Source organism: Azospirillum sp. TSH64, from assembly GCF_003116035.1.
GTDB lineage: Bacteria > Pseudomonadota > Alphaproteobacteria > Azospirillales > Azospirillaceae > Azospirillum.
In genome coordinates, this window is the sequence record NZ_LGQW01000015.1 from 3,817,637 (window position 1) to 3,829,945 (window position 12,309).

9 protein-coding genes are annotated in these 12,309 nt (G+C 69.0%); 6 read left to right on the forward strand and 3 right to left on the reverse strand.

The window, feature by feature from the left end; translation table 11 throughout:
• Window positions 1-22: 22 nt before the first annotated feature.
• The 5 genes from TSH64_RS18735 to TSH64_RS18755 all read left to right on the forward strand — a co-directional run bounded on the left by TSH64_RS18735 (window position 23) and on the right by TSH64_RS18755 (window position 5,989).
• Window positions 23-859, forward strand: coding sequence for an ABC transporter ATP-binding protein (locus TSH64_RS18735; RefSeq protein ID WP_109447234.1), 837 nt, complete (start codon window positions 23-25; stop codon window positions 857-859).
• Window positions 856-1,842: an ABC transporter substrate-binding protein gene (locus TSH64_RS18740; RefSeq protein ID WP_109447236.1), complete on the forward strand. Its 987-nt coding sequence runs from the start codon at window positions 856-858 to the stop codon at window positions 1,840-1,842. The genes TSH64_RS18735 and TSH64_RS18740 overlap by 4 nt, the downstream gene beginning before the upstream one ends.
• The gene (locus tag TSH64_RS18745; protein WP_109447238.1) at window positions 1,839-2,867 is read left to right on the forward strand and encodes an iron ABC transporter permease; all 1,029 of its coding nucleotides are present in this window, start codon (window positions 1,839-1,841) and stop codon (window positions 2,865-2,867) included. Before TSH64_RS18740 ends, TSH64_RS18745 begins: the two co-directional genes overlap by 4 nt.
• Window positions 2,864-3,667: a (2Fe-2S) ferredoxin domain-containing protein gene (locus tag TSH64_RS18750; RefSeq protein WP_109447240.1), complete on the forward strand. Its 804-nt coding sequence runs from the start codon at window positions 2,864-2,866 to the stop codon at window positions 3,665-3,667. The genes TSH64_RS18745 and TSH64_RS18750 overlap by 4 nt, the downstream gene beginning before the upstream one ends.
• 147 nt (window positions 3,668-3,814) lie before the next feature.
• Entirely contained in the window at window positions 3,815-5,989 is a 2,175-nt protein-coding gene (locus TSH64_RS18755; RefSeq protein ID WP_109447242.1) for a TonB-dependent siderophore receptor, read from the forward strand.
• A gap of 298 nt (window positions 5,990-6,287) precedes the next feature.
• Here TSH64_RS18755 and TSH64_RS18760 read toward each other — a convergent pair whose 3' ends face one another.
• Window positions 6,288-6,821 (reverse strand): RNA polymerase factor sigma-70, encoded by a 534-nt coding sequence (locus TSH64_RS18760; RefSeq protein ID WP_109447244.1) that lies wholly within the window; start codon window positions 6,819-6,821, stop codon window positions 6,288-6,290.
• Window positions 6,822-6,976: 155 nt separating this feature from the next.
• Between TSH64_RS18760 and TSH64_RS18765 the strand changes: the two genes are divergently transcribed.
• Complete coding sequence (locus TSH64_RS18765) at window positions 6,977-9,496, forward strand: TonB-dependent siderophore receptor (protein WP_109447246.1); 2,520 nt, start codon at window positions 6,977-6,979, stop codon at window positions 9,494-9,496.
• 6 nt (window positions 9,497-9,502) lie between these two features.
• Here the strand turns inward: TSH64_RS18765 and TSH64_RS18770 are convergent, their stop codons facing one another.
• The gene (locus tag TSH64_RS18770) at window positions 9,503-10,402 is read right to left on the reverse strand and encodes an alpha/beta hydrolase (protein ID WP_199237602.1); all 900 of its coding nucleotides are present in this window, start codon (window positions 10,400-10,402) and stop codon (window positions 9,503-9,505) included.
• A gap of 106 nt (window positions 10,403-10,508) precedes the next feature.
• The coding region (locus TSH64_RS18775; protein WP_146208129.1) for an alpha/beta fold hydrolase at window positions 10,509-12,309 on the reverse strand (1,801 nt) is incomplete at its 5' end.

Here is a 12,309-nt window from a genome sequence, read left to right on the forward strand (position 1 = left end):
TCCGCAAAGACAGGAAGCACGCATGGCGTCAGCGTCCCTCCCCACAGAGGCATCGGTCCCTCCCCCCACCATCGCGGTGGAGCGGCTGGGGTGCCGGCTGGCCGGCCGCATGGTCCTGTCGGACATCGGTTTCTCGGTTTCCGACGGTGAAATCCTCGGCATTCTCGGGCCGAATGGCTCGGGCAAGACCACGCTGCTGCGCTGCCTCGCCGGCCTGCAAACCCCGTCCGCCGGCCGGGTTCTCATCGACGGCGACGATCCGCGCGCCCTGCGGCCGGTCGAGCTGGCCCGCCGGCTGGCGCTCCAGGCGCAGGATTCGACCGCAGCACTCGGCTTCACCGTGCGCGACGTGGTCGGCATGGGGCGCCTGGCCCACCGCCGTTCCCCCTTCGCCGCAGCCGGGGCGGAGGACCGCACCATCGTCGCCGACGCCCTGGACCGGCTGGAGCTGTCCGGGCTCGCCGGGCGGGCAGTCGAACAGCTGTCGGGCGGCGAGCGCCAGCGGGTGATGATCGCCCGCGCCCTGGCCCAGCGTCCGCGCATCCTGCTGCTCGACGAGCCGACCAACCATTTGGACATCCACCACCGCTTCGCCGTGCTCGAGCTCGTGCGCGCGCTCGGCATCACCGTCGTGGCGACGCTGCACGACATCGAGCTGGCGGCCCGCTGGTGCGACCGCATCCTGCTGCTGGCCGACGGCCGGCTCCAGGCCGATGCCGCGCCGGAGGACGCACTGACCCCCGACCGGCTGACCGCCGTCTACCGCGTCGCTGCGGCGGTTGACCGCCGCCCCGATGACGGCCGGCTGCGCATCGACCTGTCGCCCCTGATGTCGCCTCTTACGGAGCCAGCACGATGAGACGCTTTCTCCGCGGCGCTCCGCCTCTCGCCACGGTCTTCGCCTTGGCCCTCGCCCTGCAAGCCGGTGGCGCCTGCGCCCAAACCTATCCGGTCGAGGTCGCCAACTGTTTCGAGACCGCCCGCTTCGCCGCGGCCCCCAAGCGGCCGATGGTCCACGACACCAACATGACGCAGACCATGCTGGATCTCGGCCTCGCCGACCGCCTGGTCGCCGTTTCCGGCATCGAGGGGGTGGAGCACCGGCTGGTCGCCCCGCCGGGCGTGGTCGCGGCGCTGCCCCGGCTGCCCGACCGCGCGCCGACGCTGGAGGCGGTGCTGTCTGTCAATCCGGACTTCCTGTTCGCCGGCTGGAGCTATGGCTTCAATCAGGCGCGCGGCCTCACCCCCGCCCGGCTGGCGGAAATGGGCGTGGCGACCTACACGCTGCGGGAAAGCTGCATCCGCATCGGCCCGCGCGAGCCGATCAGCATGGACACGCTCTACGCCGACCTGCTGGCGCTGGGCGCCATCTTCGGCGTGACGGAGCGTGCCGAGGCCATGGTCGCCGATTTCCGCCGCCGCGTCGCCGCCATCACGGAGCGTGTCGGTGGCGTCGCCAACCGGCCGCGCGTGATGTACTGCGACCAGTGCCACACAGACGCGCCCCCCTTGTCGGTCGGGCGCGAAGGGATGACCAGCCTGCTGATGGCTCTGGCCGGCGGGCGCAACATCTTCGACGACATCCCTGACAGCTATGTCCGGGTGAGCTGGGAGGAGATGGTGTGGCGCGATCCGCAATGGATCATCGTCAGCGCGCACCGGATCCCGGCCGAGGACGCCATCCGCCATCTGACCTCGGCACCGCAGCTGGCCGACGTCGAGGCCGTGCGCAAGCGGCAGTTCATCGTGCTGACCTATGCCGAGCAGACGCCCTCCACCCGCAATGTCGAGGCGCTGGAGCGGATGGCGCGGACCCTGCACCCGGAGCGCTTCACGCCATGAACCGCTCCCGCCTGCTGGGCCTGTCGCTGATCCTGGCCGCCGCGCTGGCCCTGTCTGCGGTGGCTGCCGTCGGGTTCGGCGCCGCACGCGTCCCCATCCCCAAGGTCTGGGCGGTGGTCGTGCACGAGCTGTGGCCGGCGCTGGCCCCGCCCGCCGACGTCAGCCGGGCCGAGCGCAACATCGTCTGGGAATTGCGGCTGCCGCGCGTGCTGCTTAGCGCGCTGGCCGGTGCCGGACTGGCGGCGGTTGGGGCCGTGCTTCAGGTGCTGACGCGCAACCCGCTGGCCGACCCCTATCTGTTCGGCGTGTCGGCTGGCGCCTCGGTGGGGGCGGTGACCGTTCTGCTCTATGCCGGCGCGGTCGCCGGAATGCTGGGTTTGCCGGCCGCCGCCTTCCTCGGTGCGCTCGCGGCGATGCTGGCCGTCTTCGCCGCGGCACGCGGGCGCGACGGCGTGGTGACCAGCGAAAGGCTGGTGCTGACCGGCGTCGCAGTCGCCTTCATCCTGCACGCCGTCACCAATGTCCTGATCGTCATGGCGACGGATCGCGGCGCCGACGCCGCGCTGTTCTGGATGATGGGCGGCTTCGGCACCGCGCGCTGGAGCGTCCTGCCCATTCCGGCGGTGCTGGTCGTCGGCGGGCTGCTGTGGCTGTGGCTGCGGGCGGAGACCGTCAACACGCTGGCGTTGGGCGACGATGCCGCCCGCTCGCTCGGCACCGATCCGGGCCGCCTGCGGCTGGAGCTTTTCCTCGTCACCGCCCTGATGACCGGAGCGCTGGTGTCGGCCTGCGGCGGCATCGGCTTCGTCGGGCTGGTGGTGCCTCACATCGCCCGGATGCTGGTCGGCGGGCATCTGCGGGCACTGCTGCCGGTGGCGGCACTGGGCGGGGCGCTGCTCCTGCTGTGGGTGGACGTCGCTGCCCGGTCCCTGTTCGCCCCGCGCGAGATCCCGGTCGGCATCGTCACGGCGCTGGTCGGCGGCACCTTCTTCCTGTGGCTGATGCGGCGGAGAAGCCCGGTATGACGCAGACCCAGGCAAACCCGCCGTCCAGGCGCGCCATCGTCCTCTACGGACGCGCCTCCTTCGACCATGGGCAGGCCCTGAAGGCACTCGCGACGGCACTGGCCGGCCGGCATACCGCGCGCGGCGAAACGGTGACGGTGGCGACCGCTTACGCCGACCTGTCCGGCCCGGCATTGCCCGGCGTGCTCGCGGATCTGGAGCGGGACGGCGTGACCGAGGCCTTGGTCATTCCCGCCATGGTGCCGGCCGATCCCAGCCTGTCGGAGTGGCTGCCGGGCGCGCTCAGCCATTGGGCGGCGACATCCGGCACCGCGATGGCCGTCCGGCTGGCGCCGCCGGTGGAAAGCGCGCTCGACCTGCCCGCCGCCCTCGACCGCATCGCCGGAGGACTGTCGGACAGCATTGCGAAGGACGTTCGCGAGACCGAGCCCAGCCTTGGCAAGCCCGGCTGGTCGGCAATCCCCGAACATGGCCGTCAGGTCTTCGTCTGTGTCGGTGCCCGCTGCCTGCATCGCGGTGCCGAGCCGCTGTACCAGCATCTGCGCACGGTGATGAAAGGGCACCGCGCCCTGAACGCCGGTCCACGCCGGGTGATGTGCGCGCGGACGAGCTGCCTTTACCCCTGCAACCGCGGACCGCTGCTGGTCGTCCAGCCCGACGCCGTCTGGTACGGCGACCTGACGCCCGCGAAGATCGACCGCATCGTCACCGGCCTTCTGCTGTCCGACACACCTGAAACCGCCGACATCCTCCACAGCAACCGCCCGGTGGGGCAGGCAGGGGACGCCCCCATGGGGTGATCCTGCCTTCCTGAATTCCGGCCGTCCGGCTTTTCAACTCGACCGAACGGCGCCGTCCACCCAGCACCCCGCACACCTGTCAGCCGCGAAGCACCGACTTCGCGGAATGCCCTTTCTCGTCCTTTTTCATCCTGGGGGATTTTGTCCATGCTTCCTGCCCATCCTGCCCGCATCGTTTCCGGCCGGCACAACCGCCACCGCTCCGGTTCCCTGGCGACGCTGCTCCTGGTCGCCGCCTCCTTCGGCCCCGCGGCGGCCGGAGCGGCCGAATCCGAACCGCCGGTGACGCTGGACCCGGTCACCGTCACCGGCCGGGCGGCGGACGACGCCGCCGGGCTGGCGCTCGACCGGCCGAACACCGGCGGCAGCCGCCTCGGCCTGACCCCACTGGAAACTCCGGCCAGCGTCGAGGTGATCGACGGCCGGACCATTCGCGATCGCGGCCAGACCAACGTGACGGAGGCCGTCACCCAGAACGCCACCGGCTTCACCACGCTGGCGGCTCCCGGCAATGGCGGATCGTCGCTGGCGACGCGCGGCTTCGCCGGCCACGGCTCGGTGATGCAGCTGTATGACGGGACGCGGCTCTATGTCGGGTCGGGCACCGTCACCTTCCCGTTCGACGCATGGTCGGCCGAACGCATCGAGGTGCTGCGCGGTCCGGCCTCCGTCCTCTATGGCGAGGGCGCCATCGGCGGCGTGGTCAATGTGGTTCCCAAGCGTCCGACCACCGATTCCCGCAACGAGGCGACCGTCGCCATCGGCACCGACGGCACCCGGCGCGCCGCCTTCGGCAGCGGCGGTCCGGTGAGCGAAAAGCTGTCCTACCGGCTCGATGCCAGCGGCAACCGCTCCAACGGCTGGGTCGATCGCGGCGACACGAAGACTCTCGCTGTGTCCGGCGCGGTGAAGCTCCAGGCGACGCCGGATCTGGCCTTCACCCTGTCCAACGACTATGGCGACCAGCAGCCGCAGGAGTATTTCGGAACGCCGCTGATCGCGGGCAGCCTCGACCGCGCGCTGCGGCACCGCAACTTCAACGTGGCCGACAGCGACATCCGCTATCGCGACAACTGGACCCAGCTCAAGGCCGAATGGGCGGTGTCCGACGCGCTGACATTGCGCAACACCGCCTACCACCTGACCAGCCACCGCCACTGGAAGGACGTGGAGAGCTACGCCTGGACCGCGGCCACCCGGCGCATCCAGCGCAGCAGCTACATCGAGATCTACCACGACCAGCGGCAGGTCGGTGACCGCTTCGACGCGACCTGGCGCAACAGCGTCTTCGGCATGAAGAACGAGATGGTCGGCGGTTTCGACCTGAACCGGATCGAGTTCAAGCACACCAACAACTCGCCCTATGGCGGGTCCAGCACGGTCGATCCGTTCGACCCGGCGCCCGGCCTGTTCCTCAACACCGCCGGCACCTCTCCGCGCAGCCGGTCGCGCACCCGCCAATATTCCCTGTTCGCCGAGGACCGGCTGGCGGTGACGCCGCAGCTGTCGCTGGTCGGCGGCATCCGCTACGACGCTCCCACGGTGGAACGCTGGGATCTGGTGGCGGGAACCGCGTACACCAAGGACTTCCGCGCCACCAGCTGGCGGACCGGCGCGGTGTACGAGGTTGTTCCCGGTCTGGCCCTCTACGGCCAATACGCCACCGCCATCGACCCGGTCGGCAATCTGATCTCGCTGTCGCCGACTCAGAAGGACTTCGACCTGTCCACCGGCCGGCAGATCGAGATCGGTATCAAGCACTCCGTCCTCGAAGGGCGTGGCGAGTGGACGCTGGCCGCCTACCGCATCGTCAAGGACAAGCTGCTGACCACCGATCCCAACCAGCCGGCGGTGACGGTGCAGGTCGGGCGGCAATCCTCACGCGGGCTGGAGGCGTCCCTGTCGCTCGGCCTGTGGGATGGCGTGCGGGTGGACGTGAACGGCGCGCTGCTGCGGGCCAGATATGACGACTTCACCCAGACGGTGTTGGGCCGCGCCATGTCCTATGCCGGCAACGTGCCGACCGGCGTGCCGGAGCGCACCGCCAATGTCTGGGCGAACTGGGCCTTCCTGCCGGGCTGGGAGGTGCGGGCCGGCGTGCAGTATGTCGGCAAGACCTACGCCGATGCCGCCAACACCAGCGTCCGGCCCTCCTACACGGTGGTCAACGCCGGGCTGGATTACCGGCCGACCGACAACACAAGGCTCAGCCTGCGCGCCTTCAACCTGTTCGACGAGGTCTATGCCGTGGCCGGAGGAAACACCAGCTGGGTGCTCGGCCGTCCGCGCTCGGCGGAATTGGCCCTCTCGATGACCTTCTGACCTCTCGGCATTCGGCCCGGGCCTCCCCTGCCCGTCACGCCCTGCGGTGCAGACCGCGGGGCACGCCGGGGCCCGCACACGTGCATGCCGGCCGGCCGACCGGCCGGCGAATACCGGGGCGATCAGCCCAAGCGCGTCTAAGGTCTCGAGCGTTTAATCTGACGCATATGTTGTGTGCCGGAGATTGTTCCTGCACTCCTCGGATGTGTGGAGGTCGCAGATGGAGCCGACGGCTTTCCGCAATTCGTCGATGCTGCGGGCATGCGGTGATGGATACGGCGCGGCACCGGGCCGCCGTTCAGGACAATGGGTCGATTCGCTTCATCGTCTTGCGGCAATGGATCAGCGCGTCGCGAATCATGAAGTTGACCAGCGTCGGCGACACACCGAGGGTGGCCGCGATGTCCTTCTGGCTATGGCCGTGGATCCGGTGCATCTCGAAGGCATAGCGGGTCCGCTCCGGCAGATCGGCCAGAGCGGATTCGAGCGTCTGCAGAAGTTGACGGTTCACGTTTACGCTTTCCGGCGACGCCGCCTCCGGCGTGCTTACCGCCTGCCCTTCCTCCTCCGCCACGAGCAAGCGTGACTCCATGCCCTTCCGGCGGTAATGATCGATTGCCAGGTTGCGGACGACCATCATCAGGTAACCCGCCTTGGCCCGGATGGAACTGGTCGATTCCGCACCCAGAAGCTTCAGAAAGGCGTCCTGGACAACATCCTCGGCATGGTGGCGACAGCCGGTGATCCGCTCGGCTACTCCGATCAACGAGCGCCGGTGCGTGGTGAAGACGTCGCACAGGGTCTGGCTTTCGACGGATCCGACCTGTCGCATGGAAAGTTCCTTGTGCAGAGTGAAGCCACGGTTGGGGTTGCAATCCCTCTGGCTTGACAAGCTGCCGCAGGCTAATGCAACTGACAATCATTTGCAAACAAGGAAACGGCAGAATTTCTCTGTGCTGTTTCCAGCGTGCGTTGTAGGGGCTTTGGATGACCGATCGTCTCGCGGGGCTCCGCCCAACCACCCGAATCCGGGGTGCCGGCCACCACCCTCCCACGCTCGGCTGGCTGGCGGCCTGCAGGGTCGCGGCCGGCTGGACGGCGCTCTGGACGGCCTCGCTGGGCTTGCCCACCCCTGCCCTTTCGACCTCCATCGACCCGGCTCCCGCTCCGTCCGACATTGGACAGCCGGCAGTTCAGGAGATGCTGCTGGAGATCCCTGCCCTGCCCCTTCGGGAGGCGCTGACCAGATTGGGCCGCCAGACCGGCTTGCAGATTCTCTACAGCCCCGACCTTCTCGCCGAACGCCGCTCGCGTGCGCTGTCGGGGCAGATGAATCCGGCCGACGCCCTTTCCATCCTGCTGAGCGGAACCGACCTCGCCTTCGAGATGCGGGACGGGATGGTGACGATCGGCCGGCTTCAGGAGAATCCCGGATTTCTTCCGGTCCTGACCGTGGAAGGCCGCCCGCCGTCCGCAGGACAGGCAGTGCGGCTCCCCAGCCACAGCGGCAGCGCCGGCAAAACCGCAATGCCCATCGAGGAATCGCCGCAGGCAATTTCCATCGTCACGCGGGAGGATCTGGACCGGCGCGACGTCCAGGACATCAATGCCGCCCTCTCCTACAGCGCCGGGGTTCGCCCCATCGACTACCCCGGTGGCCAGGGTGCCATCGACGTCTTCGTTCGCGGTTTCCGCCAGAGTTCGGAATCCGTCATGATCGACGGGCTGCGCAGCGGCTACAACCCCTATGGGCTGGAGTATGAGCCTTTCGGCGTGGAACGGGTGGAGGTGCTGAAAGGCCCGGCTTCCACGCTCTATGGGGCCATGCCGCCCGGCGGAGCCATCGCCCTGACCAGCAAGCGCCCGACCGGCGGCACGCTCCATCGGCTCCAGCTCCAGGGCGGAAGCCATGACCGGAGGCAGGTCACGGCCGACCACAGCGACCGGATCGACGCCGAGGGGACGCTTCGCTATCGCCTGACCATGCTGTCACGACGAAGCGGCACACAGATCGAACGCACCCCGGACGACCGCCTGTATGTCGCGCCCGCCCTGTCCTGGTCCGCTGGCGAAAAAACCGACATCACGCTGCTCGCAAGCTGGCTCGATTTCCGAAAGATGGGGGCGGAGCAGAGCTTTCCAGCAGCGGGGACGGTGCTGGACAATCCATACGGCCGCCTGGGCTCGAACCTGTTCCTCGGCTATCCCGGGCTGAGTTCCTACCGTTCGCGCAGCCTGTCGGCCGGCTACGACATCCGGCATGCCCTGACCGGGGACTGGACGCTGAATCAGACCCTGCGCTACAGCCGCAGCCGCGTCGACTATCTGTCGAGCTGGGCGTCGTCGGGCCTGCTGGAAGCGGACCGCTACTACCGCTTCGGGCTGCAGGACCGGCCCAAGACCAGTTCGACGTTGCTGACGGATACCAGCCTGCAGGGCAACGCTGCCACCGGCCCGCTGCGCCACAGCCTGCTGGCGGGCATCGATCATGGCCGCTACCGGGCGCACGAGACGCGGCGGAACGGCACGGTGGCCGATGCGCTCGACGTGTTCGAGCCGGTCTATGGCGGCTCCTATGGCTGGGACGCGACGCTTGCCCGCGACCTGACCGACCGCATCCGCCAGACCGGCCTATATGCCCAGGACGAAATCGCTGCCGGCAATTGGCGGCTGACGCTCGGTGGCCGGCTGGACTGGAGCCGTACCGGGACTGTCGGCAGGCTGTCCGATGGTCCTCTGGTGGAGACGACGCAGTTCGACCGGGCCTTCACCAAACGCGTCGGGCTGGCCTACCGGTCCGAAAGCGGCCTGACGCCCTATGCCGGCTACTCGACCTCCTTCCAGCCGAACAGCGACAGCGACGTGCAGGGCCGCCCCTTCTCGCCGAGCCGGGGAACACAGCTGGAAGCCGGGCTGCGCTACCGGCCAGAAAGCTTCGACGGTCTCTTCACCCTGTCCCTGTTCCGTGCCGTTCAGCGCAACCTCACTGCCGCCGATCCGGACAATCCCGGCTACTCCATCCAAACCGGAGAGGTGCGGTCGCGCGGCGTGGAGCTGGAGGCGAAGGCGGCTCTCGATGCCACGACCGACCTGACGGCGGCCTACAGCTACACCGACGCGCGGGTCACCCGCGACACGCCTTACCCTGGCGGAACCGACAGGACGGGGAAGCGGGTGGCCTCGGTGCCGCGTCATGCCGCCGCGGTCTGGCTGCGGCGGCATATCGACGAGGGAGCGGCCGGCGGTCTGACCGCCGGCATCGGGATGCGCTATGTCGGCGCGACCTACAATGCCGCGAACAGCATGCGCGTCCCCTCCTACATGCTGGCCGATGTCAGCCTCGGCTACGATCTGGGGCGGCTCCGCCCGGCACTCGACGGAGCCGGTCTCACCGTAACCGCGACCAACCTGTTCGACCGACGCTATTTCTCGCCGGGATTCTACGAGAACTCCGTCTTCTACGGCAACCGCCGTGCGGTTCTGGCCACCCTGTCCTACAGCTGGTGACGACCGTCAGCCAGTCTCGGCCAAATGCCGGCGCATCGCATCGGCGATCAGCTCCTGTGCTTCCTCCGCCTCGTCCACCAGGGCACCCATCCGCAGGAAATCGTGGGTCATCCCGGCATAGATCCGCACATCGATGGAAGCGCCGGCCGCCGCCAGCTTGTGCCCGTAGGCGATCCCTTCGTCGACCAGCGGATCGCATTCGGCCAGCACGAGCAGAGCCGGCGCCAGCGAGGCCGCGACAGCGGGTGAAAGCTCCGCCAACAGCGGCGAGAAGCGGCCGTCCCGCCGGTCGGCCTCCTCACCGGCATAATGACGATAGAACCACTCCAACGTCGCCCGCTCCAGCAGATGCCCTTCCCCATACCGGCATAGGGAATCGGTTTCGGCCGTGGCATCGGTCACCGGATAGATCAGCACCTGCAGACGCGGGCGCGGCAGGCCTGGATCTGCGGCGGCCCGCAGGCTGATCGCCGCGGCGAGACTGCCGCCGACGCTGTCGCCTCCCACCGCCAGACGGCCGCTGTCGAGCCCCAGTCCCGCACCAGCCCTGCCGAGCCAGTCCAGCGCGTCCAGCGCATCGTCGAAAGCCGTGGGAAAGCGATGCTCCGGAGCCAGCCGATAGCCCACCGACAGGACCGCAATCCCGCTCTTCGACGCAATCGCCCGGCACAGCCCGTCATGGGAGTCGAGGCTGCCGACGACATAGCCCCCGCCGTGGAAGAAGAGCAGAACCGGAGCCGGGCTCGCCGTCCGGTCGGCGGAATAGAGACGGGCCGGCAGCACGGCACCGTCGCGGGTCGGGATGGACAGCTCCTCCACCCGCTCCACCGGCTCGCCGCCGGGGTCCATCATGCGGGAGGTGTGCTCGAAGGCGAGCCGGGCCTCCGCCGGTGACAGGGCGTGCATCGGTTTCATCCTGCCGTCCTCGCGTCCACCCGCTGCGAGCGCGAGAAAGGCGGCAATATCGGGGTTCACAGGCATCGGTCATTACTCCCGGTCCGGATGGGCGCGCTCATTCAGCGGCATCCGCTAGGTCGGCGGCAGGGTCGTCGGTAGGGGCGTCGGGCCGTTCCGCCGACCCGGCCAGATGTTCGACGATCTCCGCCAGGAAGCCTTCATCACGCGGCGCCTCGAAATGACCACAGCCTAGCGACCGCCAGGGCAGCGGGCGTCCGCCGAGCTGTGTCTCCAGGCGCAGCCGGTCGGTGTCGCGGCCGGCAACCCACCAGCCCTGCGCAGCGGCATCGACCGGCAGGCAGGCAGGCAGGGCCACGGACAGCCGCTTCAGATGACGGGCGGTCATGAAGGCCTGGGTCAACTCCTCCGCCCCCATCGCGGTCCCCAGCCCTTCGGCGTTGCCGGTTCTGGGAGCATCGAGCGCCTGGGAGATGACGCTTTTTATCGCGTTGGCGTCTTCGGTCTCGGCCGCGGGACGGCCGACAACCACAGCCGGCAACATCACCGCAAGGAAGCCGGCGAGATCGTCGCGCCAGTCGTCCAGCTCACCCTCGCCGCCCAACTTGGCGATGTCCGGCATTGGCACGAAGGGGTCGAGCAGGGCAAGGCGCCGTACACGCTGCCCCCGCCGCTCCAATTCGGCCGCCATCAGCGCGGCGATCGTTCCTCCCAGCGACCAGCCGAGCAGGTCGTAGGGTCCCTGCGGCTGCCGTGCCCGCAGCAGGTCGACATAGTCTCGCGCCATTTCCTCCAGCGAACGGTCCCGCCATGCCGGATCGACCAGCATGCGCGACTGTATCGCCAGCACGCTCCGCCGCCCATCGAGGCGACGGGCCAGCGGTTCATAATCGAAGACCGTACCGAATCCGGCATGGATGCAGACCAGCGGCGGCTGTCCGGCAAGCGGCCGGTTCAGGGCCATGATCGGCGACGGCCCGCCCTTCGACGCCGTTGTTTCCGCAACGGTCCCGAGCAGTTCGGCGATGGTCGGCTTGCGGATGAGGTCACGGAGCTTGAAGGACACCCCAAGCGGCTTCAGCGCCCGTGCACGGGTTACCAGTTGGATGGAGAGGATGGAGTCTCCGCCCAGCTCGAAGAAGTTGTCGGTGACGCCGACGCTGTCCAGCCGCAGCAACTCGCACCACAGCGCCGCCAGGGCATGCTCGGCCGCGCTGCGCGGCGGAACCTGGGCCGACGACACGGCCAGCTCCGGCTCGGGCAGGGCCTTGCGGTCCAGCTTGCCGTTCGGCGTCAGCGGCAACCGCTCCAGAACCACGAGGTGCGTTGGCACCATGTAGTCCGGCAGCGCCGCCTTCAGTCCGGCACGCAGCCGCTCGACAAGGCCGTCGCCGGTAACCCCGTCGCCGGCGGGCACGACATAGCCGACCAGACGCTTGCCGCCTGCGCCGTCACGGGCGACCACCGCCGCCTCGCGCACGCCCTGCTGCGCCCGCAGCCGCGCCTCCACCTCGCCAAGCTCGATGCGGAAACCGCGGATCTTCACCTGATGGTCGATCCGCCCGACATACTCGATCACCCCGTCCCCGCGCTGGCGCACGAGGTCGCCCGTGCGGTAGAGCCGCCCGCCGCCCGCCGAGAACGGATCGGCGACGAAGCGATCCGCAGTCAGGCCGGGGCGGTTCAGGTAGCCACGCGCCAACCCGGCACCGCCAAGATAAAGCTCCCCGACCACGCCGAGCGGCACCGGGTTCAGATCGCCGTCCAGAACATGGGTGGTGCGGTCGCCCACCCGCAGGCCGATCGGTGCATAGGCCGCGCCGCAGCGGTCCTGCCGGCCCGCCTTCCAGATCAGCGGCGTCACCACCGTCTCGGTCGGGCCGTAGCCGTTGATGATG